Origin of the sequence: Parapusillimonas granuli (genome assembly GCF_013416525.1) — a bacterium.
Taxonomy (GTDB): domain Bacteria; phylum Pseudomonadota; class Gammaproteobacteria; order Burkholderiales; family Burkholderiaceae_B; genus Parapusillimonas; species Parapusillimonas granuli.
The window spans coordinates 15,588-36,460 of record NZ_JACCEM010000011.1 but is presented as its reverse complement, the minus strand read 5'-3'; the positions used below and the strand labels follow the sequence as shown (position 1 = coordinate 36,460).

The window sequence follows — 20,873 nt, the reverse complement described above, 5'->3', positions numbered from 1 at the left end:
ATCCAGGCTGGAGCCTTTCTTTTTCCCGGTCCTCCCCATTTCACCCGGGGCCGATCCACCGGAATACGTGGTTTCTATGTCTGAACTCATACCCCAACTCACACAGCAGCTATTCAACGGTCTGTCGCTGGGCGCCATCTACGCGCTCATCGCCATCGGCTACACAATGGTCTACGGCATCATCGGCATGATCAACTTCGCCCATGGCGAAATCTACATGATCGGCGCCTACGTCGGCCTGGTCACCTTGTCGGCCATCGGCGTCAACAGCGGGCTGCCGGTTCCGGCCGTCATCCTCGTCATGCTGATCATCGCGGTGCTGATCACCGGCGTCTACGGGTTCGCCATCGAAAAAGTCGCCTATGCGCCGCTGCGCGGCGGGCCGCGCCTGGTGCCCCTGATCTCCGCCATCGGCATGTCGATCTTCCTGCAGAACTGGGTCGCCATCGGGCAGGGCGCCCGCGACATGGCCGTGCCCGCGCTGGTCACGGGCTCCCTCCAGTTCAAGCTCGGATCCGATTTCGTCATCACGGCGCCTTATTCGCGCATCATGATCATCGTCGTCACGGTGCTGCTCATGATCGCGCTGTCGCTGTTCATCAAGTATTCGCGCATGGGCCGCGCGTCGCGGGCCTGCTCGCAAGACCTGCGCATGGCCAATCTGCTGGGCATAGACACCAACCGCATCATTTCCTTCACCTTCATCATCGGGGCCATGCTCGCCGCGGTGGGCGGCGTGCTGATCGCGCTGGCCATCGGCAAACTCAATCCCTTCATCGGCTTCATCGCCGGCATCAAGGCTTTCACCGCGGCGGTGCTGGGCGGCATCGGCAGCATACCCGGCGCCATGCTGGGCGGCGTGCTGCTGGGCCTGGCGGAAACCTTTGCGGCGGCGTATATCTCGTCCCAATACAAGGACATCGTCGCTTTCGGCCTGCTGGTCTTCATATTGCTGTTCCGGCCTACCGGCTTGCTTGGCAAACCCGAAGTGGAAAAAGTGTAATGGGCAACAACTTCAAGAATGCGCTGATCGCGGCCTTCATGGCCGGCGTGATCATAGCGCCCGTCTTCGGCCTGCAGATCGTCCGGGCCGGCATGCAGACCCACCTCGAACCCGAATGGGACATGGTCCTGTACGGCATGGCCATCGTCTTCGTCTTCCAGATGATCCGGCCCCTGTTCCGCAAGGTGTTCAAGCGCGGCGAGAAAAAGCGGGCGATGCCCGTGCTGCCCGACGCCGTCCGCCGCGGGCTCATCTTCCTGCTGGTCGCGCTCGCCCTGGTCTGGCCCTTCTTCACCGGCCGCGCCCAGGTGGACATCGCCACGCTGGTGCTCATCTACATCATGCTCGGGCTGGGCCTGAACATCGTGGTCGGCTTCGCCGGCCTGCTCGATCTGGGTTTCGTGGGCTTCTATGCGGTCGGCGCCTATACCTACGCCTTGCTGTACCACTGGGCGGGCTGGGGCTTCTGGGAGGCCCTGCCGTTCGCGGGCGCCATGTCGGCGCTGTTCGGCTTCCTGCTCGGCTTCCCCGTGCTGCGCCTGCGCGGCGACTACCTCGCCATCGTCACCCTGGGCTTCGGCGAAATCATCCGCCTGCTCCTGATCAACCTGTATACGCTCACGGGCGGTCCCGACGGCATTTCCGGCATACCCAAGCCCACGGTGTTCGGCTTCCCCATGGCCCGGCGCGCGCCCGAAGGCGTGACCACCTTCCATGAGCTCGTCGGCTGGAACTTCGACAACCAGGACGTGATCATCTATCTCTATCTCATGGCCTTGTGCCTGGCGCTCGTCACGCTCTTCGTGTCCAACCGCGTGATCCGCATGCCCATCGGCCGGGCCTGGGAGGCGCTGCGCGAAGACGAGATCGCCTGCCGCTCCCTGGGCCTGAACCCCACGCGCATCAAGCTCTCCGCCTTCACCATGGGCGCGATGTTCGCCGGCTTCGGCGGCGCCTTCTTCGCCGCCCGGCAGGGTCTGGTCAATCCCGAGTCCTTCACCTTCATGGAATCCGCGCTCATCCTGGCCATCGTGGTCCTGGGGGGCATGGGCTCGCAGGTCGGCGTGATCCTCGCGGCCATCGTGCTGACCGTGGTCCCCGAAATCGCGCGTGAATTCGCGGAATACCGCATGTTGATATTTGGTCTGGTGATGGTGCTGATGATGATGTGGCGTCCGCAGGGCTTGCTGCCGGTCAAGCGTCCTCAAGTGGAGCTGAAGGCATGAGCGAAACATTATTGAAGGTGTCGGGCCTTACCATGAGGTTCGGCGGCCTGCTGGCCGTGGACCAGGTGGAATTCGAAGTCCGCAAAGACGAGGTCTTCGCCATCATCGGGCCCAACGGGGCCGGCAAGACCACGGTGTTCAACTGCGTGGGCGGCTTCTACAAGCCCACGACCGGCAGCATACTGATGGACGGCAAGAAGATCGACGGCATGCCCAGCCACAAGGTGGCGCAGCAAGGCCTGGTCCGCACCTTCCAGAACGTGCGCCTGTTCAAGAACCTGACCGTGCTCGAAAACCTGCTGGTCGCCCAGCACACCCATATCGAAACCAGCCTGGTCAAGGGGTTGTTCAAGGTGCCGTCCTACCGCAAGTCGGAACAGGACGCGCTCAAGAGCGCGGCCGAATGGCTGGACTTCATGGGCATCCGCCAGTTCGCCAACCGCGAGGCCGGCAACCTGGCCTATGGGCACCAGCGCCGGCTGGAAATCGCCCGCTGCATGATCACCCGTCCGCGCCTGCTGATGCTGGACGAGCCGGCGGCGGGCCTCAACCCCCAGGAAAAGCGCGACCTGCAGCAGCTGATCGACCAACTGCGCAAGGAATTCGGCGTGGCGGTGTTGCTGATCGAGCACGACATGAGCCTGGTCATGGGCGTGTCCGACCGCATCATGGTCATGGAGCACGGCAAACCCATCACGACCGGCCTGCCCGCCGACGTCCGTTCCGACCCTCGCGTCATCAAAGCCTACCTGGGTGAGGAATAAAAGTGCTGAAGCTTCAGAACGTACACACGCATTACGGCGCCATCCAGGCGCTCGACGATGTCTCGGTCGAGGTCAACCAGGGCGAGATCGTCACCCTGATCGGGGCGAACGGCGCGGGCAAGACCACGCTGCTCATGACGGTCTGCGGCTCGCCGCGCGCCAGCAGCGGAACCGTCACCTTCCTGGGCGAAGACATCACCCATTGCGACACCCACACCATCATGCGGCGCGGCATCGCGATTTCCCCGGAGGGCAGGCGGGTGTTCCCCGACCTGACCGTCTCCGAGAACCTGAAGATGGGCGGCTTCTTCCTGACGGCGCGGCAGATCGACGAAGGCCTGCAGCACGTCTATGAATTGTTCCCCCGCCTGAAGGAAAGGGCCAACCAGCGCGCGGGCACGATGTCGGGCGGCGAGCAGCAGATGCTGGCCATCGGCCGCGCGCTGATGACGCGGCCGCAGCTCCTGCTGCTGGACGAGCCCACGCTGGGCCTGGCGCCGCTGATCATCGCCCAGATCTTCGAGATCATCCAGACCATCCGGCGGGAAGGGGTCACGGTGTTCCTGGTGGAGCAGAACGCCAACAAGGCGCTGCAGGTGGCGGACCGCGGCTATGTGCTGGAAACCGGTAAGGTGGTGCTGGCGGATACGGGCGCCAATCTCCTGGTGAACGACCAGGTGCGCAAGGCCTATCTGGGGGCTTAGCATCTGCGGGCTTGGCGGCCTGGCCGGCAAGGGGCCGGCTCGGGGCCGTACCCCATCCGGGAGGCCCGGCCCCGAGCCCTTGAGTGGCTACAGGCCCTGTTCCTTCAGCGCCTTCCGCACCCCCGGGTCGGCTTCCATGCGGGCGTAGAAGGCCTGCAGGTTCTTGTAGCGGCTCAGGTCCAGTTCCTTCGCCTTGGCCCAGCGCATGACGGTGTAAAGATAGGGGTCGGCGATGGACCGCGCCCCGGCGACCCATTCCTTGCCCTCCAGCTGCCGGTCGACGATGGCGAAGATGCCGAGCAGCTTGGCCCCGCTTTTCTCGGCCAGCTCACGCTGCCCCTCCGGCGTGCTCATGAACTGCGCCGCGCCGAAGAGATTTCCGAAGGTGCGGTGGATGTCCGCGTTGATCAAGCCCAGCCAGCGGCGGACCTCGGCGCGTTCGCGCGGCGTGTCCGGCATCAGGCCGGCTTCGGGGTGGGTTTCCGCCACGTATTCCAGAATGGCCGCGCTTTGGGTGAGCGTCAGGTCGCCGTCCACCAGCACCGGCACCGCGCCCATGGGATTCAGGGCGAGATAAGCCGGCTGCTTGATTTCCTCGCGGCTGACGGCCTGCAGCTCGTAAGGCGCGTTTGCCCAGTTCAGGGCGATATGCGTGGCCAGGGGGCAGGCGCCCGGAAGGTAATACAGCTTCATCATGTGTTTTCTCCATCAAGCTCGGGTAGAAGATGCTGTGCCAGGAAACGCTCCATCCGCTCATAGAATTCGAATTTGTTTTCATCGTTGTGAAAACCATGGCCTTCGTTGTCCTTGACCATGTATTCGACCTCGACGCCGCGGTCGCGCAAGGCCTGCACCATCTGATCGCTTTCGTCCTTGTTGACGCGCGGATCATGGGCGCCCTGCGCGATGAACAGCGGCGTCTTGATGCGTTCGGCGTTCAAGGCGGGCGACGTGGCGACCAGCCGTTCGCGGTCGGCGTCAGGGTCGCCCACCATGCTGTGCATCTTGACCAGCATGGGTTTCCAGTAAGGGGGAATGGTGTTCATGAAAGTGAGCAGATTCGATACGCCGACATAATCGACCGCCGCGGCGTACAGATCGGGGGTATACGTGATGCCGGCCAGCGTGGCATAGCCGCCGTAGCTGCCCCCGTAGATCGCGATGCGGCGCGGATCGGCGATGCCTTGTTCGATCAGCCACTGGACGCCGTCGGTGATGTCGTCCTGCATGCGCAGGCCCCACTGGCCGAAGCCGGCCTCCCAGAACTTCCGTCCGTAGCCCGTGGACCCGCGGAAATTCATCTGCAGCACGCAATAGCCACGATTGGCGAGAAATTGCGCTTCGGGATTGAACCCCCAGCCGTCGCGCGCCCACGGGCCGCCGTGCGGGTTCACCACGCAGGGCAGTCCGGCGGCGGGCCGGCCCAGGGGCAGGGTCAGATAGCCATGGATGGTCAGGCCGTCGCGCGAGGCGTACTGGATGGGCCGCACCGGAGCCATGGCGCTTTCCGGCAGATAAGGGTTGATGTCCCCCAGCTTGTGCAGGGTGTCGCGCTCGGCGTCGTATAGATGACGGCTGCCGGGGCTGCGGTCGTTGTAGGCCGCGATGATGAACTTGCTTTCGTCGCGCGTGCCGCTCTGGAAGGCGATTTCGTAGCCCGGCAGTTTTTCGGCGACGCGCGCGTGGCGCTGCGCGCTGAGCTCGTCGAAGAAATGGTATTGGGGCTTGTCGGTCTGGTAGGCCGCCACCGTCAGGACCCGCCGCAGCCGGGAATGGCCCGCCGCGTCCAGGTCGTGGCCGTCCACTTCGTAGACGAGTTCCTCGTCGTCCGGACGGGCGGGGTCGATGATGACCAGCGCCAGGCAATCCCGGTTGCGATTGCTCAGGGCGTACAGGCGTTCGTCGTCGAAAGTGAAGAACTCGGGGCTGACGGTGGTGCGGAAATCGGTGTGGATCAGCGCGCGGAAGCCGTCCGATTCCCGGTCGCGGTACAGCAGGGTGGTGTGCAGCCCGTCGCTGGCGATTCCCACCCTCACGCGGCCCTGGTGATCGGTCTGCCATCCGACGATGTTGCCGGGGTTCTCGGCGACGAGCGTCAGTTCGCCGCTGCGGATGTCGGCGCGGTAGACGTCGAAGACTTCGGGGTTGCGCCCGTTGTGGCTGATCAGCAGGTGGCCGGGATCGTCCGGCAGGTCGTCCTGTATGCCGGCCCGCACGCCGGGGAAGGGGGTGAGGTCGGTCAGCCCGCCGCTGGCGGCGTCGACCGCCAGGACGTGGAAGTTCTCGTCCCCGTTGAAGTCTTTTTCGTAGATGATGGTGTCCGAGCCCTTCCAGAAATACTGGGCGATGTCGCGCTCGGTTTCAGAGGTGAGGCGCCGGGCCTCGCCCACGGGCGTGCTGCCGTCGAGCGCCTGCACGAATACGTTCATGCGGGCGGGCGAACCGCCGATGCTGACGGGCTCCATGTAGGCCAGCAGGGCGCCGTCGTCGGAAAGGCGGAAGAAGCCGCGATCGGGGTTGCGAAAGAAGTCCTGGACGGGGTATTTTTCTGGCTGCATCCAACGTAATCCTGTATAACCTGTGTGCCCGGCAATCCCATTACTATATCGGATTTGATCCCGCCAACCACCGGGCGTTACAAGCACAAGGAAAAAGATATGGCCGCGCAACCCCTGCAAATCGTCTTCCTAGACCGAGACACCATTTCGCCGTCGACGGTGCTGCGCAAGCCTTCATTCCCGCATGAATTCAAGGTGCATGCGCGGACCCGCCCCGAAGAAGTGGCCGAACGCATCGCGCAGGCCGACATCGTCATCGTCAACAAGGTGCCGGTGCGGCGGGAGGCCATCGAGCAGGCGGCGCGCCTGAAGATGATCGCCCTGGCGGCCACCGGCACCGACAACGTCGACCTGGGCGCCTGCGAACGCAAGGGCGTGGTGGTGTCCAACATACGGCGCTATGCCGTCAATACGGTTCCCGAGCATACCTTCGCGCTCATTTTCGCGTTGCGGCGCAGCATCGTCGCCTACCGCGAATCGGTCAAGGCGGGGCGCTGGCAGGAGGCCGGGCAGTTCTGTTATTTCGACTACCCCATCAAAGACCTGGCCGGGTCCACGCTCGGCATCATCGGCGAAGGCGTGCTCGGGCAGTCGGTGGCCGCCATGGGGCGGGCGCTGGGCATGCGGGTGCTGTTCGCGGGGCGCAAGGGCGCCGGACGCCAGGGCAGCCTGTACACCCCCTTCGAGCAATTGATCGCCGAAAGCGACGTCATCACCCTGCATTGCCCGCTGAACGAGCACACGCGCGACCTGATCAGCGATGCGGAATTCCGGCTCATGACACGCAAGCCGCTGCTCATCAACACCGCGCGCGGCGGCCTGGTCAACGACGAGGCCTTGGCGCGCGCCATGCGCTCGGGCGTATTGGGCGGCGCGGGCTTCGACGTCACGACGCCCGAGCCCCCGCCCGCCGACCATCCCTTGATGCAATTGCTCGACCTGCCCAACTTCATACTCACGCCGCACGTCGCCTGGGCGAGCCAGGAAGCCATCCAGGGGCTGGCGGACCAGCTCATCGACAACATCGACGCCTTCCATGCGGGCGCGCCGCGCAACGTCGTCAGGCCGGCCGCGCGCGGCTAGGCCTTTTCAACCTCGACAAGCCTTTAGGGCCGCCATCTCTCACATCATCGGGTTGCCGTTCATGCGTATCGTCATTGCTCCGGACTCATTCAAGGAAAGCCTCAGCGCCACGGGGGTCGCGGCCGCCATTGCCGAAGGGGTGCGCGATGCGGCGCCCGACGCGGACATCGTGTGCGTGCCCATGGCGGACGGCGGCGAAGGCTCGCTCGACGCGGTGCTGGCGGCCACCGGCGGCGAGCGGCGCGAACTGCGCGTCCGCAACGCCAACGGCGAGTCCGCCCCGGCCGGCTGGGCCTGGCTGGGCCAGGGCAGGGCTTTCATCGAGATGGCGTCCGCCGCCGGCCTCGAACAGATTCCGCCTGCGGAACGCAAGCCGCTGGAGGCCAGCACCTACGGCGTGGGCCAGCTGATCGCCGCCGCCCTGGACAGCGGGGCGCGCCACATCGTCATCGGCCTGGGCGGCAGCGCCACCAACGACGCGGGCGCCGGCCTGCTGCAGGCACTGGGCGTCAAGCTGCTGGACGCCGGCGGCGAAGCGCTGCCGCCCGGCGGCGCGGCGCTGGCCCGTCTGCACCGCATCGATTTGCGGGACGCCGACCCGCGCCTGAAAGACACGGTCTTCGAACTGGCGGTCGACGTGGACAACCCCTTGTGCGGGCCGCGCGGCGCGTCGGCGATCTTCGGTCCCCAGAAAGGCGCGAGCCCCGCGGACGTCGCCACGCTGGATGCCGCCATTGCGCGTTTCGCCGACGTCTGCGCCGCCCATTTCGGCCGCGACGAGCGCGACACCCCTGGTATGGGGGCCGCCGGCGGGCTGGGCTTTGCCGTCAAAACGTGTTTCACCGCCGGCTTCCGGCCGGGCGTCGAACTGGTGGCCGAGCTCTCGGGCCTGGCCGCGGCCTTGAAGGGCGCGGACCTCGTCTTCACCGGGGAAGGGCGCATGGACGCGCAAACCCTGCTGGGCAAGACGCCGGCGGGCGTGGCCCGCTACGCCGGGAAGGAAAACATACCGGTCATCGCCCTGGCCGGTTCGCTGGGCGAGGGCTACGAGCAGCTCTACCAGGCGGGCATCACCGCGGCGTTCAGCATCGCCCCGGGCCCCGTCACCCTGCAGGACGCCTGCCGGAACGCGGCCGGCTACCTGCGCCACCGGGCCCGCGACTGCATGCGCGCATGGCTGGCGGGGCGCGCCGCCGGCCGCCCGGGCACGGCGCCCAACTGACGCCGGGGGCCGCACATGCTTGAAAAACCTGACTTTTCCCTGCAAGGCAAGACCGCATTGATCACCGGGTCCACTCAGGGCCTGGGCCTGGAAATCGCGCGCGCCTATGCGGCGTCGGGCGCCCGGGTGGTCGTCAACAGCCGCCAGGCCGAACGCGCGGCGCGGGTCGTCGCCATGCTGCGCGACGAGGGCGCCCAGGCCGAAGCCTTCGTCCACGACCTGGCCGACCTCCGCGGCCTGGAGCATGGCTATGCGCAGCTGTGCCGAAGCGTGGGAACGCCCGACGTCCTCGTGAACAACGTCGGCATCCGGATCCGCAAGCCCATGGCCGAGGCGACGCTCGACGACGTCGTGCGGCTAATGAACGTCGACTTGATCGCGGCGGTGGAATTGTCGCGCCTGGCCGCGCAAGCCATGGCGGCCGCGGGCGGGGCTGGGCGCATCATCACCCTGACCTCGATCGCCGGCGAGCTGGCGCGCGCCGGCGACGCCATCTATCCCATCGCCAAGCAAGGCCTGGCGGGACTGGTGCGGGCGCTGGCGGTGGAATACGGGCAGCACGGCATCACCAGCAACGGCATCGCGCCCGGCACCTTCGCCACGGAAACCAACGCCGCCCTGGCGGCGGACCCGGTCAAAGGCCCCATCGTGGTCGGCCGCAATCCCCTGGGCCGATGGGCGCGCCCCGATGAAATCACCGGCGCCGCGGTATTCCTGGCCTCGCCCTCGGCCTCGTACGTGAACGGCCACATCCTGGTCGTCGACGGCGGTTTTTCAGTGACCTTCTAAGGGCTGTCGACGTCGAAGCGCCCTAAGCGGCGGGGTCCCCGGGCTCGCGCAGCCGGTCTTTCAGGTACTGCACGAATGCGTTGACCGCCCTGGGCACGTAGGCGCTGTAGGGGCGTATGGCATAGATGGCGTCGCCGAACACGCCCACGGGCTTCCATTGCGGCAGGAGCTGCACCAGCCGGCCGACCCGCACGTCTTCGCCGGCGCTGAAATCGGGCAGCAGCGCGATGCCCTGGTCGGCCATGACCACTTCGCGCAGGGCTTCGCTGTTGTTGGCGCAGAAGTTGCCCTTGATGGCCACGCTCTGCCGTTCGCCCTTGCGCCGCGCGGGCTCGAAGCTCCAGGCCGGCGACGCGGCGGAGCGCATGTAATAAAGGCAGTTGTGGCCGGAAAGGTCTTCCGGCTTGCGCGGCTTGCCATGCCGCGCCAGGTATCCCGGCGTGGCCACCAGCAGGGTCTCGCAGGGGCGCAGCAGCCAGGCCACGTGGGTCTCGGGCACCGTGCTGGTGTGGCGTATGGCCAGGTCGAAGCCTTCCTGGGCCAGGGAACTGATGTGGTCCGAGAGCTCGATTTCGATCCGGACTTCCGGGCATTCCTGCAGGAAGCGCCCCATCAGCGGGATGATCTTCTGGCGCCCCAGGGCCACCGGCGCCGTGACCCGCACCGCCCCGCGCGGCACCTGGGCAAGGTCGCGTATGCTGTCGAAGCCTTGCTCTATGGAGGCATAAGCCTGGCGGGTGCCGTCGACCAGGGCCTGCCCGGCTTCGGTCAGGCGCACGCTGCGGGTCGTGCGCTGCACCAGGGCGATGCCGGACGCCTGCTCCAGTTCGGCGATGCGCTGGCTTACCGCGCCCTTGCTGACGCCCAGGCGCTTGGCCGCCGCCGTGTAGCTGCCCGCGCTGCCCAGCATGCTCAGCCAATAGATGTGGGACCACATCATTTCTTTTTTGTACTCGTTCATGCCGCCCTCCGTGCCAGATTGATTGTTCAATATTTTAAACAATGAATCCAGCGATACGCTCTTGTGGCAAGGGCTGCCCCTGCCTATACTTTTCGCATTCCATCCAGCACACCAGGGAGATAGCAATGAAAGACGCAGCCAGCGGGCTCAGCGCGCAACCGGCCTACACCGACAGCGGCGACGTGGTCAACTACATCGACGGCCGGCAAGTGCCCAGCACGGGCGCGCGCAGGCAGGCGGTGTACAACCCCTCGACGGGGCAGGTCGCCCGCCACGTGGCGCTGTCCACCATCGAAGACGTCAATGCGGCGGTGGCCGCGGCCAAGGCGGCGGCGCCCGCCTGGGCCGACACGCCGCCCCTGCGGCGCGCGCGCATCCTGAACCGCTTCCTGGCCCTGATGAACCAGCATACCGACGAACTGGCCGCCATGATCACGGCCGAGCACGGCAAGGTGTTCACGGACGCGCAGGGCGAAGTGGCGCGCGGCATCGACATCATCGAATTCGCTTGCGGCATTCCCCAGCTGCTGAAAGGCGATTTCACCGAGCAAGTGTCCAACGGCATCGACAACTGGACCATGCGCCAGCCGCTGGGCGTGGTCGCCGGCATCACCCCCTTCAATTTCCCCTGCATGGTGCCGTGCTGGATGTTCCCCGTGGCCATCGCGGCCGGCAACACCTTCATCCTGAAGCCCAGCGAGCGCGACCCCAGCGCCTCGCTCTTCATGGCCCGGCTGCTGAAGGAAGCCGGCTTGCCGGACGGCGTCTTCAATGTGGTCCAGGGCGACAAGGCCGTGGTGGACGCGCTGCTCGAACACCAGGACGTCGCGGCGCTGAGCTTCGTGGGCTCGACGCCCATCGCGCAATACATCTACGAGCGCGGCGCGCATTTCGGCAAGCGCGTCCAGGCCCTGGGCGGCGCGAAGAACCACATGGTCATCATGCCCGACGCCAACATCGAGCGCACGGTCGACGCACTGGTCGGGGCGGCCTACGGGTCGGCCGGCGAACGCTGCATGGCGATTTCCGTCGCCGTGCTGGTGGGCGACGTCGGCCGGAAGATCATTCCCGCGCTCATCGAGCGCGCCAGGACGCTCAAGGTCAAGGACGGCATGCACCTGGACGCCGAAATGGGTCCGGTGGTCACCAAAGACGCCCTGCAGCGCATCGAGAACTACATCGCCATCGGCGTCGAGGAAGGCGCCGAGCTGCTGGTGGACGGCCGCAACTTCACGGTGCCGGGCCATGAAAACGGCTTCTATGTCGGCGGGACCCTGTTCGACAAGGTGACGCCGGACATGCGCATCTACAAGGAAGAAATCTTCGGCCCGGTGCTGGCCTGCGTCCACGTCGACGACCTGGGCGCGGCGGTCGACCTGGTCAATCGCCATGAGTTCGGCAACGGCGTGTCCTGCTTCACCAGCGACGGCCACACCGCGCGCGAATTCGCGCGCCGCATACAGGTGGGCATGGTGGGCATCAACGTGCCGATTCCGGTGCCCATGGCCTGGCACGGCTTCGGCGGCTGGAAGCGCAGCCTGTTCGGCGACATGCATTCCTATGGCGAAGAGGGCGTGCGCTTCTACACCAAGCAGAAGTCCGTCATGCAGCGCTGGCCCGAAAACATCAGCAAGGGCAACGAGTTCATCATGCCGACCATGTCGTAGGAAGCCCCGGGGGCCGGGTCTCGCGCGGGGTCCGGCCCCTCGAACCGTAGTACAGTTGCGGTATTGTCATTCTTCCGCGAGTCCGAGCAGGTCATGAAGCATCCATTACGTCTGGCGATCAACGGCTATGGCCGCATCGGCCGTTGTGTCTTGCGGGCCCTGCAGGAATCGGCGCTCAAGGACAGTTTCGAAGTGGTCGCCATCAACGAACCCGCCGACCTGGCGACCATGGCCTACCTGACGCAGTTCGACTCCACGCACGGCATTTTTCCGGGCCGGGTGGAGCAGGCCGGGGAAGACCTGATGGTGAACGGCCGCCGCATCCGCGTCAGCCACAGCCGGCGGCCCGACGGCGTCGACTGGGCCGGCCTGGGCGTGGACATGCTGCTCGAATGCTCCGGCCAGTACGGCTCGCGCGAACAGCTGCAGGTATTCCTGGAAGCGGGCTGCCCGCGGGTCCTGGTGTCGCATCCGGGCGGCAGCGCCGCCGACGTCGACTACACCGTGGTCTACGGCATCAACGAGCGGGGCTTGACGGGGTCGGAGCGCATCGTGTCGAACGCCTCGTGCACCACGAACGCCATCGTGCCGGTGCTCGCCGAACTCGACGGCGCATTCGGCGTGGCCCATGCCTTCCTGACCACCCTGCATTCGGTCATGAACGACCAGCCCATGATCGACGGCTACCACCATTCGGACCTGCGCCGGACGCGTTCCGCCATGCAGTCCATCATTCCCGTCGCCACGGGCCTGGCCCAGGGCGTGGAGCGCCTGCTGCCGCGGCTGAGCGGCAAGGTGCAGGCCAAGGCCATCCGCGTGCCCATCCTGAACGTCTCGGCCATCGACCTCATGGTCAAGCTCGAGCGCGACGTCGCCGCCGACGAGATCAACGCCTTGATGATGGACGCCACGCACCGGTATCCGGGCCTGGTGTCCTATTCCTTCCATCCGCATGCCTCAGTCGACTTCAACCACGATGCGCATTCCGCCATCGTCGACGGCAGCCAGACCCGCACGAACGGCGACGGCTTCGCCAACCTGTTCGTCTGGTTCGACAACGAATGGGGTTTCGCGAACCGCATGCTGGACGTCGCCAAGGCGTGGTCCGACCGCATCGGGTGACGCGTCCCGGCGCCGCAAGCGAGCGCACAGCCTGAATGAATCTATCGTGCACAACACACAAAGGAGCATGTCATGACAGCCAGCCGCATCGAATCCGACTCCATGGGCGAGATCGAGGTTCCCGCCCAGCACTATTGGGGTGCGCAGACGCAGCGGTCCATCCAGAATTTCCCCATCGGCGTATCGCGCTTCAAGTGGCAGGAGCCGATCATTTCGGCGCTGGGCATCCTGAAGAAAGCCGCCGCCCAGGCCAATGCCGAACTGGGCGAACTGCCAGGCGACATCGCCGACCTGATCGTCTGGGCGGCCGACGACGTCATCAACGGCAAGCTCAACGATGAGTTCCCCCTGGTCGTGTTCCAGACCGGTTCGGGCACGCAGTCGAACATGAATGCGAACGAAGTCATTTCCAACCGCGCCATCGAGCTGTCCGGCGGCAACAAGGGCAGCAAGAAGCCGGTGCATCCCAACGACCACGTGAACCGCGGCCAGTCTTCCAACGACACCTTCCCGACCGCCATGCACATCGCGGTGGCGCAGCAGCTGGGCAAGCGCCTTTTTCCCGCCGTCGGCGCGCTGCGCAACACGCTCGCCGCCAAGGCCGAGGCCTACCAGGACATCGTCAAGACCGGGCGGACCCATCTGCAGGACGCGACGCCCATCACGCTGGGCCAGGAGATCGGCGCCTGGGTGGCCCAGATCGATTTCGCGCTGGACGCGGTCCAGGCCGATCTGCCCGGCATCTACAGCCTGGCCATAGGCGGAACCGCCGTCGGCACGGGGCTGAACGCGCACCCGCGCTTCGGCGAACTGGCGGCGCAGAAAATCTCCGACATCACCGGCCTGCCTTTCCGGTCGGCCGACAACAAATTCTTCGCCTTGTCCGCCCACGACGCGCTGGTGAACCTGTCCGCGTCCTTGCGCACGCTTGCGGGCGCGCTCATGAAAATGGCCAACGACGTGCGCTGGCTGGCCAGCGGCCCGCGCTGCGGCCTGGGCGAGCTCGTCATCCCCGACAACGAGCCGGGCTCGTCCATCATGCCGGGCAAGGTCAACCCGACCCAGTGCGAAGCCATGACCATGGTGTGCGTGCAGGTCTTCGGCAACGATGCCGCCGTCGCCTTCGCGGGCTCGCAGGGCAATTTCCAGCTGAACGTCTACAAGCCGGTCATGGTGCACAACGTGCTGGAAAGCATAGAGCTCATCAGCGATGCCTGCCTGGCGTTCAACGACCATTGCGCGGTGGGCATAGAGCCGAACCGCGAACGCATCGCGGAAAACCTCTCCAGAAACCTCATGCTCGTGACCGCGCTGAACCGGCACATCGGCTACGACAAGGCCGCCGCCATCGCGAAGAAGGCCCAGAAGGAGGGCAGCACCTTGCGCGAGGCGGCATTGGCCCTGGGCTACGTGACGGCGAAGCAGTATGATGAATGGATCAATCCCATCGATATGACGCATTCCGGCTAAGGAGGGCGGGCCATGCCACGGCAGGTGCAGATCAAGCGGGTCTACGACCCCCCGCAGCGGGGCGACGGCTATCGTGTGCTGATCGACCGGCTGTGGCCCCGCGGCGTCAAGAAGGAAGAGCTCGAGCACGACGCCTGGATCAAGGACCTGGCGCCCAGCCCCGGGCTGCGCAAATGGTTCGGCCACAAAGTCGAGCACTGGGACCGCTTCCGCGACGGCTACCAGGCCGAATTGCGCGCGCCGGAGCAACAGGCCCGCATGCGAGACCTGATCCAGGCGGCCGGCAGGAAGAAAATCACTTTGCTGTATGCGGCCAAGGACGACAAGCACAATCACGCGCTGATCCTCGCGGACGAACTGAACCGTCTATACTGACCGCAAGCTTCGGCACAGGCGCGGCGGCCCGGGCAAGCGCCTTGCTGCGCGCGCTTCACAAGGGGGCACCATGAGCGTTCCATACTGCATGCGCGGGATCTTCATCTTCCTGCTCGCCGTGGCGGCCGGCATCTGCGGCGCCGTGTCCGCGGCTCCCGCCGGGGCGGCGGCGGGGGGTCTGGTCATGGTGCTGAAGGTGGAAGGCATCATCAGCCCCGCGACGTCCGACTTCATCACCCGGGGCCTGAAACAGGCGCAGGACGGCGGCGCGGCGCTGGTGGTGCTCGAACTCGACACGCCGGGCGGCCTGGACACCTCCATGCGCTCCATCATCCGCCAGATACTGTCCTCGCCCGTGCCGGTGGCCACTTTCGTCGGCCCCGCGGGCGCGCGGGCGGCCAGCGCCGGCACTTTCATCCTCTACGCAAGCCACGTCGCGGCCATGGCGCCCGCCAGCAACCTGGGCGCGGCGTCCCCCGTCTCCATCGGCGCGGGCGCGCCGGCGCAGGGCAAGGACGCCGACAAGGACAGCGGCGCCGACACCCTGACGCGCAAGGCAACCAACGACGCGGCGGCCTACATCCGCAGCCTGGCCCAATTGCGCGGCCGCAATGCGGACTTCGCGGAAAAAGCCGTCCAGGAGGCGCACAGCATGTCGGCCCAGGAGGCCTTGTCCGCGGGCGCCATCGACCTGATCGCCGCCAACGTTCCCGAATTGCTCCGGAAACTCGACGGCAGGACCATCAAGCTGGACAGCGGGGCCGCCGTCACCCTGGCGACCGAGGGCGCCCGGATCGAGCGGGTCGAGCCCGATTGGCGCAACCGCATCCTTTCCCTGCTCGCCAATCCCCAGATCGCCGTGCTGTTGATGATGGTCGGCATCTACGGCCTGTTCTTCGAGCTCACCAGCCCCGGGGCGGCGCTGCCCGGCGTCGCCGGGCTCATCTGCCTGCTGCTGGGACTGTACGCCTTCCAGATGCTGCCCGTCAATTGGGCGGGCGTGGGGCTGCTGGCCGCGGGCGCGGCCATGATGATCGCCGAGGCCTTCCTGCCCAGCTTCGGCGTGCTGGGGGTGGGCGGCATCGTGGCCTTCGTGCTCGGCGGCCTGCTGCTGATCGACACCGACATACCCGGCTACGGCTTGACGCTGCCGTTCCTGGCCGGGGTCGCGCTCACCGGCTTGGGCATGATCCTGGCCACCGGCTGGCTCGCGGCGCGCGTCAGGCGGCAGCGCGTCGTCAGCGGCGAAGAGCAGATGCCCGGCCTGCCGGGCGTCGTGACCGCCGTGGGGGAGGGCACGATATATGCCGAGGTCCGCGGCGAAAACTGGCGCGTCGCCTGCGCCCAGCCTCTGCGGGTCGGGGACCGGATCCGGGTCCTGGCCATCGACGGCCTGCTCTTGACGGTCGAGCGGGTGTCCGGCCCGGGCGGGGCCGCCGCCGGGCAATATTCAAAAGGGGATACGCATGTACTATAGCTTCAACATCGGCCTGAGCGCCGTCGTCATCATCCTGCTTTTCGTGGTCTTCAACGCGATCAAGATCCTGCGCGAATACCAGCGCGGGGTGGTGTTCACGCTGGGCCGGTTCACCAGCGTGAAGGGGCCGGGGCTGGTCTTCGTGGTGCCCGTGCTGCAGCAGATGGTGCGCGTGGATTTGCGCGTGGTGACCATGGACGTCCCCAGCCAGGACGTGATTTCACGCGACAACGTGTCGGTCAAGGTGAACGCCGTCATTTATTTTCGCGTCGTGGCGCCCGAGAAGGCCATCATACAGGTGGAGCGCTATCTCGAAGCCACCAGCCAGCTCGCCCAGACCACGCTGCGCGCCGTGCTGGGCAAGCACGAACTCGATGAAATGCTCTCGGAGCGCGAAAAGCTCAATATCGATGTGCAGACCATCCTGGACGCGCAGACCGATTCCTGGGGCATCAAGGTCACCAATGTCGAGATCAAGCACATCGACCTGAACGAAAGCATGGTCCGCGCCATCGCCCGCCAGGCCGAGGCGGAGCGCGAGCGGCGCGCCAAGGTCATCCACGCCGAAGGCGAGAAACAGGCGGCCCAGTCCCTGATGGAGGCGGCGGAAATACTCGCGTCGCAGCCTCTGGCGATCCAGCTGCGGTATCTGCAGACGCTCACGCAGGTCGCCGGCGACAAGAGCTCGACGCTGGTGTTCCCGGTGCCGGTGGACCTGCTTTCCACCTTTCTCGACAAGAAGCCCGGCGCCTGATGCGGGCGCCGCCGGGTTTGTGGCAGGATGATGTTTTCTTTCTAGGGGATGTGCATGCAATTGGGTATGGTTGGTCTGGGACGCATGGGCGGCAACATGGTGCGGCGGCTGCTGGACCGCGGCATCGAATGCGTGGTGCACGACAGCCACGCCGCCTCGCGCGAGCGGGCGGCCGATATGGGCGCGCGGCCTTGCGCGACGCTGCCGGAGTTGATCGGGACGCTGGCACGGCCGCGCGCCGTCTGGCTGATGGTGCCGGCCGCCGTGGTGGATGCGGTCCTGGCCGAGCTCGTGCCGCTGCTCGATGAAAACGACCTGGTCATCGACGGCGGCAACTCGTCCCACCACGGCGACATCCGCCGGGCGCGCGAACTGGCCGGGCGCGGCCTGCGCTACATGGACGTCGGCACCAGCGGCGGGGTGGCGGGGCTGGAGCGCGGCTATTGCCTGATGGTGGGCGGCGACCGGGCCGATTTCGATCGCCTTGCGCCGGTTTTCGAAGCCCTGGCGCCCGGCGCCGGGGCGGCGCAAGCTACGGCGGGGCGCAGCCGCCTCACCACGGCCGACCGCGGCTACCTGCATTGCGGCCCCCATGGCGCCGGCCATTTCGTGAAGATGATCCACAACGGCATCGAATACGGGATGATGGCGGCCTATGCCGAAGGCCTGAACATCCTGCGCCATGCCGGCATCGGCCGGCACGACCGCGAGCAGGACGCCGAGACGACGCCCTTGCGCCACCCGGAGCACTACCAATACGATTTCGACATCGCCGAAATCACCGAAGTCTGGCGCCGCGGCAGCGTGGTCAGCTCCTGGCTGCTCGACCTGACCGCAAGAGCCTTGCAGGACGACCAGGGCCTGGCGGGCTACAGCGGCCACGTCTCCGATTCGGGCGAAGGGCGTTGGGCCCTGGCCGCGGCCGTGGACCAGGGCGTGCCCGCGCCCGTGCTCAGCGCGGCCCTGTTCTCGCGCTTCGAATCGCGGGGCAACGCCGATTATGCCAACCGCATTCTGTCGGCCATGCGGCATCAGTTCGGCGGCCATGTGGAAAAGAAGAAGGGAGGGCCCTCGACTTGACGGAAGCGACGCCCGCGCGCTCCGACGCCCTGGTGCTTTTCGGCATGACGGGCGACCTGGCGCACAAGAAGATATTCCCGGCCTTGTACGCCATGGCGCGCGGCGGCGCGCTGGACGTGCCCGTGGTCGGCGTGGCCTCGTCCGAAATGGATCGCGCCCAGCTGAAGGAACGCATCATCGACAGCCTGGAGCGGTCCGGCGCCCCGCCGGACCAGGAAGCGCTGGAAAAACTGCTGCGGCTGGTCAGCTACGTGAACGGCGATTACCGGCAGGCCGCCACCTTCCAGCGCCTGAAACAGGCCCTGGGCGCCAGCGTCCGGCCCGCGCATTACCTGGCCATTCCCCCGGCGCTGTTCGAAACCGTGATCAAGGGGCTGGACGCTTCCGGCCTGGCCCGGGACGCCCGCGTGATCGTGGAAAAGCCCTTCGGTCGCGACCTCGAATCGGCGCGCGAGCTGAACCACCTGGCATGCTCGGTGTTTCCCGAGGAAGCCATCTTCCGGATCGATCACTTCCTGGGCAAGGAGGCGATCATGAACATCCTGTATTTCCGCTTCGCCAACTCCTTTCTGGAACCGATCTGGAACCGCAATTATGTGGAAAGCGTGCAGATCACCCTGGCCGAATCCTTCGGCGTCGGCAACCGCGGCGCTTTCTATGAAAGCGCGGGCTGCTTGCGCGACGTGGTGCAGAACCATCTGTTCCAGATACTCGCGCTGCTCGCAATGGAGCCACCCGCCTACCGCGGCTATGCCGCCGTGCATGCCGAGAAGGCCAAGGTGTTTCATGCGATGCGGCCCGTGCAGGCGCACGACCTGGTGCGCGGCCAATACGAAGGCTACCGCAATGCGCCGCACGTCGCGCCCGACTCGGACGTGGAAACCTTCTGCGCGCTGCGGCTTTATGTCGACTCATGGCGCTGGGCCGGCGTTCCCTGGTTCCTGCGCTCGGGCAAATGCCTGGCCGGCGATTTCGCCGAGATCATCGTGCAGCTGAAAGCGCCGCCGCAGCCCTTGTTCGCGGACGCGCAATCCGACGCCGAGCGGTCCAATTACGTGCGCCTGCGCCTGTCCCCGCGTTCCGCCCTGGCGCTGGCGGCGCGCGTCAAGCGCCCGGGCAAGGAGTTCGTGGGCGAGCAGTTCGAATTGTCCCTGCTCGACGCCGACGCCGGCCAGGAGTCGCCCTATGCGCGCTTGCTGGCGGACGCCATCGCCGGCGACCGCGCGCTGTTCGCCGGCGAAGCGGCCATCGAAGCGGCCTGGGCCGTTCTGGGCAGGGTGCTGGACCAGCATCCCAAAGTGCTGCCCTATGCGCCGGGAAGCTGGGGGCCGGCCAAGGCCGACGAACTCATCGCCTCCTATGGCGGCTGGCATAATCCCGCCGCGGCGCAAGAATGAATGGAGCACATGCCATGATTTTCTCCAGGGCTTTCAATAGGCATGCGGCGGGGTCCTCGATGCGGGCGGCCGTCGCCGGACTGGGCCTGCTGGCCTGCCTGGCGGCCTGGGCGCCGGCCAAGGTCCACGCCCGCGCGGCGGCGGCGCCGCAGCCGGCCGACCGGGTCGAAGTCAAGGAAATCGCCGGGAATCTGCAACACCCCTGGGCCCTGGCTTTTCTGCCCGATGGGCGGGGCATGCTGATCACCGAAAGGCCGGGCGCGCTTCGCAGGCTGGGCCCGGACGGCAAGCTGTCGGAACCCATCCGGGGCGTGCCCAAGGTTTTCGCGCGCGGGCAGGGCGGCCTGCTCGATGTCGCCCTGGCGCCCGATTTCCGCAGCAGCCGCCGGGTCTATCTGACCTATGCGGAAGAGGGCGACGGCGGCCGCGCGGGCACCGCCGCGGGCTATGGCGTGCTGTCCGACGACGCCCGCGAATTGCGCGATTTCAAAGTCATATTCCGGCAGGCGCCCAAGCTGTCGTCGGGCCACCATTTCGGCTCCCGGCTGGTGTTCGACCGCCAGGGCCATTTGTTCATCGCCCTGGGCGAGAACAACCAGCGCCCCACCGCCCAGGACCTGGACAAGCACCAGGGCAAGATCGTGCGCCTGCTTCCGGACGGCGCCGTGCCGCCGGACAATCCCTTCGTCGGGCGCGCCGGCGCGCGGCCGGAAATCTGGTCGTACGGGCACCGCAACCAGCAGGGCGCGGCGCTCAATCCCTGGACCGGGCGGCTCTGGACCCACGAGCACGGCCCCCGGGGCGGCGACGAAATCAACATTCCCCTGGCGGGCCGGAACTATGGCTGGCCGAAGGCAACCCATGGGGTGAATTATTCGGGCTTCGGCATTCCGGAGGCAGAAGGCGCGGAAGCCGCGGGCATGGAGCCGCCCATCTATTACTGGAAAGTGTCGCCGGCGATCTCCGGCATGGCCTTCTACGATGCCGACCGGTTTCCGGCATGGAGGCATTCTTTGTTCATCGGCGCGCTGAAGGACCAGGAGCTGATACGGCTGACCCTGGACGGCGACACGATAAGCGGCGAGCAGCGCCTGCTGGGGAATCTGCGCGAACGCATACGCGATGTGCGGGTGGGGCCCGATGGCTATGTATACGTGCTGACCGATGCCCCGAAGGGCAGGCTGCTGCGGGTGGGCCTGCCGGAATAGCAGGCCGGGCGGG

19 protein-coding genes are annotated in these 20,873 nt (G+C 66.5%); 16 read left to right on the top strand and 3 right to left on the bottom strand.

Annotated features, from left to right (window positions below; translation table 11 throughout):
• Positions 1-76 precede the first annotated feature (76 nt).
• Genes livH through H0A72_RS18635 form a run of 4 tightly spaced genes read left to right on the top strand, consistent with a single transcriptional unit; the run spans position 77 to position 3,697 of the window.
• The gene (livH, locus tag H0A72_RS18650; RefSeq protein ID WP_180158012.1) at positions 77-1,003 is read left to right on the top strand and encodes a high-affinity branched-chain amino acid ABC transporter permease LivH; all 927 of its coding nucleotides are present in this window, start codon (positions 77-79) and stop codon (positions 1,001-1,003) included.
• Positions 1,003-2,229 carry a high-affinity branched-chain amino acid ABC transporter permease LivM gene (locus H0A72_RS18645; protein WP_180158011.1) on the top strand — a complete coding sequence of 409 codons (1,227 nt, stop codon included), beginning with the start codon at positions 1,003-1,005 and terminating at the stop codon, positions 2,227-2,229. The genes livH and H0A72_RS18645 overlap by 1 nt, the downstream gene beginning before the upstream one ends.
• Positions 2,226-2,993, top strand: a complete 768-nt coding sequence (livG, locus tag H0A72_RS18640; protein ID WP_180158010.1) for a high-affinity branched-chain amino acid ABC transporter ATP-binding protein LivG — start codon at positions 2,226-2,228, stop codon at positions 2,991-2,993. Before H0A72_RS18645 ends, livG begins: the two co-directional genes overlap by 4 nt.
• Positions 2,994-2,995: 2 nt before the next feature.
• Positions 2,996-3,697: an ATP-binding cassette domain-containing protein gene (locus H0A72_RS18635; RefSeq protein ID WP_180158009.1), complete on the top strand. Its 702-nt coding sequence runs from the start codon at positions 2,996-2,998 to the stop codon at positions 3,695-3,697.
• 87 nt (positions 3,698-3,784) lie between these two features.
• Here the strand turns inward: H0A72_RS18635 and H0A72_RS18630 are convergent, their stop codons facing one another.
• On the bottom strand, positions 3,785-4,390 hold the full coding sequence (locus tag H0A72_RS18630) for a glutathione S-transferase family protein (RefSeq protein WP_180158113.1): 606 nt from the start codon (positions 4,388-4,390) through the stop codon (positions 3,785-3,787).
• Positions 4,390-6,255, bottom strand: coding sequence for a S9 family peptidase (locus tag H0A72_RS18625; protein WP_180158008.1), 1,866 nt, complete (start codon positions 6,253-6,255; stop codon positions 4,390-4,392). The genes H0A72_RS18630 and H0A72_RS18625 overlap by 1 nt, the downstream gene beginning before the upstream one ends.
• A 99-nt stretch (positions 6,256-6,354) precedes the next feature.
• On the opposite strand from H0A72_RS18625, the gene H0A72_RS18620 reads away from it, so the two are divergent.
• From H0A72_RS18620 to H0A72_RS18610, 3 genes are all read left to right on the top strand, one after another.
• On the top strand, positions 6,355-7,338 hold the full coding sequence (locus tag H0A72_RS18620) for a D-2-hydroxyacid dehydrogenase (RefSeq protein ID WP_180158007.1): 984 nt from the start codon (positions 6,355-6,357) through the stop codon (positions 7,336-7,338).
• A gap of 61 nt (positions 7,339-7,399) precedes the next feature.
• Positions 7,400-8,560, top strand: coding sequence for a glycerate kinase (locus H0A72_RS18615; protein ID WP_180158006.1), 1,161 nt, complete (start codon positions 7,400-7,402; stop codon positions 8,558-8,560).
• 15 nt (positions 8,561-8,575) lie between these two features.
• Positions 8,576-9,349, top strand: coding sequence for an SDR family oxidoreductase (locus H0A72_RS18610; RefSeq protein WP_180158005.1), 774 nt, complete (start codon positions 8,576-8,578; stop codon positions 9,347-9,349).
• 22 nt (positions 9,350-9,371) lie between these two features.
• Here the strand turns inward: H0A72_RS18610 and H0A72_RS18605 are convergent, their stop codons facing one another.
• Positions 9,372-10,310, bottom strand: a complete 939-nt coding sequence (locus H0A72_RS18605) for a LysR family transcriptional regulator (RefSeq protein ID WP_180158004.1) — start codon at positions 10,308-10,310, stop codon at positions 9,372-9,374.
• A 125-nt stretch (positions 10,311-10,435) separates the two neighbouring features.
• Between H0A72_RS18605 and H0A72_RS18600 the strand changes: the two genes are divergently transcribed.
• The 9 genes from H0A72_RS18600 (at position 10,436) to H0A72_RS18560 (ending at position 20,860) form a co-directional block, all read left to right on the top strand.
• On the top strand, positions 10,436-11,977 hold the full coding sequence (locus tag H0A72_RS18600) for a CoA-acylating methylmalonate-semialdehyde dehydrogenase (RefSeq protein WP_180158003.1): 1,542 nt from the start codon (positions 10,436-10,438) through the stop codon (positions 11,975-11,977).
• 93 nt (positions 11,978-12,070) lie between these two features.
• On the top strand, positions 12,071-13,099 hold the full coding sequence (locus H0A72_RS18595) for a type I glyceraldehyde-3-phosphate dehydrogenase (RefSeq protein WP_180158002.1): 1,029 nt from the start codon (positions 12,071-12,073) through the stop codon (positions 13,097-13,099).
• A 72-nt stretch (positions 13,100-13,171) separates the two neighbouring features.
• Entirely contained in the window at positions 13,172-14,569 is a 1,398-nt protein-coding gene (gene fumC, locus H0A72_RS18590; protein ID WP_180158001.1) for a class II fumarate hydratase, read from the top strand.
• A gap of 12 nt (positions 14,570-14,581) precedes the next feature.
• A complete protein-coding gene (locus H0A72_RS18585) occupies positions 14,582-14,944 on the top strand; it encodes a DUF488 domain-containing protein (RefSeq protein ID WP_180158000.1) in 363 nt (120 codons plus the stop codon).
• Positions 14,945-15,014: 70 nt separating this feature from the next.
• Positions 15,015-16,421 carry an NfeD family protein gene (locus H0A72_RS18580; RefSeq protein WP_246436820.1) on the top strand — a complete coding sequence of 469 codons (1,407 nt, stop codon included), beginning with the start codon at positions 15,015-15,017 and terminating at the stop codon, positions 16,419-16,421.
• Positions 16,411-17,175: a slipin family protein gene (locus H0A72_RS18575; protein WP_180157999.1), complete on the top strand. Its 765-nt coding sequence runs from the start codon at positions 16,411-16,413 to the stop codon at positions 17,173-17,175. Before H0A72_RS18580 ends, H0A72_RS18575 begins: the two co-directional genes overlap by 11 nt.
• Positions 17,176-17,229: 54 nt before the next feature.
• The gene (gene gnd, locus H0A72_RS18570; RefSeq protein WP_180157998.1) at positions 17,230-18,255 is read left to right on the top strand and encodes a phosphogluconate dehydrogenase (NAD(+)-dependent, decarboxylating); all 1,026 of its coding nucleotides are present in this window, start codon (positions 17,230-17,232) and stop codon (positions 18,253-18,255) included.
• A complete protein-coding gene (zwf, locus tag H0A72_RS18565; RefSeq protein WP_246436819.1) occupies positions 18,252-19,652 on the top strand; it encodes a glucose-6-phosphate dehydrogenase in 1,401 nt (466 codons plus the stop codon). The genes gnd and zwf overlap by 4 nt, the downstream gene beginning before the upstream one ends.
• A gap of 14 nt (positions 19,653-19,666) precedes the next feature.
• Positions 19,667-20,860, top strand: coding sequence for a PQQ-dependent sugar dehydrogenase (locus tag H0A72_RS18560; RefSeq protein WP_425502479.1), 1,194 nt, complete (start codon positions 19,667-19,669; stop codon positions 20,858-20,860).
• Positions 20,861-20,873: the final 13 nt, after the last annotated feature.

Bases quoted from the DNA above. Each gene is read 5' to 3' on its own strand.
- H0A72_RS18615 (WP_180158006.1), top strand. From the start codon at position 7,400: ATGCGTATCGTCATTGCTCCGGACTCATTCAAGGAAAGCCTCAGCGCC.
- H0A72_RS18625 (WP_180158008.1), bottom strand. From the start codon at position 6,255: ATGCAGCCAGAAAAATACCCCGTCCAGGACTTCTTTCGCAACCCCGAT.
- H0A72_RS18575 (WP_180157999.1), top strand. From the start codon at position 16,411: ATGTACTATAGCTTCAACATCGGCCTGAGCGCCGTCGTCATCATCCTG.
- H0A72_RS18600 (WP_180158003.1), top strand. From the start codon at position 10,436: ATGAAAGACGCAGCCAGCGGGCTCAGCGCGCAACCGGCCTACACCGAC.
- H0A72_RS18580 (WP_246436820.1), top strand. From the start codon at position 15,015: ATGAGCGTTCCATACTGCATGCGCGGGATCTTCATCTTCCTGCTCGCC.
- H0A72_RS18620 (WP_180158007.1), top strand. From the start codon at position 6,355: ATGGCCGCGCAACCCCTGCAAATCGTCTTCCTAGACCGAGACACCATT.
- livH (WP_180158012.1), top strand. From the start codon at position 77: ATGTCTGAACTCATACCCCAACTCACACAGCAGCTATTCAACGGTCTG.
- gnd (WP_180157998.1), top strand. From the start codon at position 17,230: ATGCAATTGGGTATGGTTGGTCTGGGACGCATGGGCGGCAACATGGTG.
- fumC (WP_180158001.1), top strand. From the start codon at position 13,172: ATGACAGCCAGCCGCATCGAATCCGACTCCATGGGCGAGATCGAGGTT.
- H0A72_RS18585 (WP_180158000.1), top strand. From the start codon at position 14,582: ATGCCACGGCAGGTGCAGATCAAGCGGGTCTACGACCCCCCGCAGCGG.
- H0A72_RS18595 (WP_180158002.1), top strand. From the start codon at position 12,071: ATGAAGCATCCATTACGTCTGGCGATCAACGGCTATGGCCGCATCGGC.
- livG (WP_180158010.1), top strand. From the start codon at position 2,226: ATGAGCGAAACATTATTGAAGGTGTCGGGCCTTACCATGAGGTTCGGC.
- H0A72_RS18645 (WP_180158011.1), top strand. From the start codon at position 1,003: ATGGGCAACAACTTCAAGAATGCGCTGATCGCGGCCTTCATGGCCGGC.
- H0A72_RS18605 (WP_180158004.1), bottom strand. From the start codon at position 10,310: ATGAACGAGTACAAAAAAGAAATGATGTGGTCCCACATCTATTGGCTG.
- H0A72_RS18610 (WP_180158005.1), top strand. From the start codon at position 8,576: ATGCTTGAAAAACCTGACTTTTCCCTGCAAGGCAAGACCGCATTGATC.
- H0A72_RS18560 (WP_425502479.1), top strand. From the start codon at position 19,667: ATGATTTTCTCCAGGGCTTTCAATAGGCATGCGGCGGGGTCCTCGATG.
- H0A72_RS18630 (WP_180158113.1), bottom strand. From the start codon at position 4,390: ATGAAGCTGTATTACCTTCCGGGCGCCTGCCCCCTGGCCACGCATATC.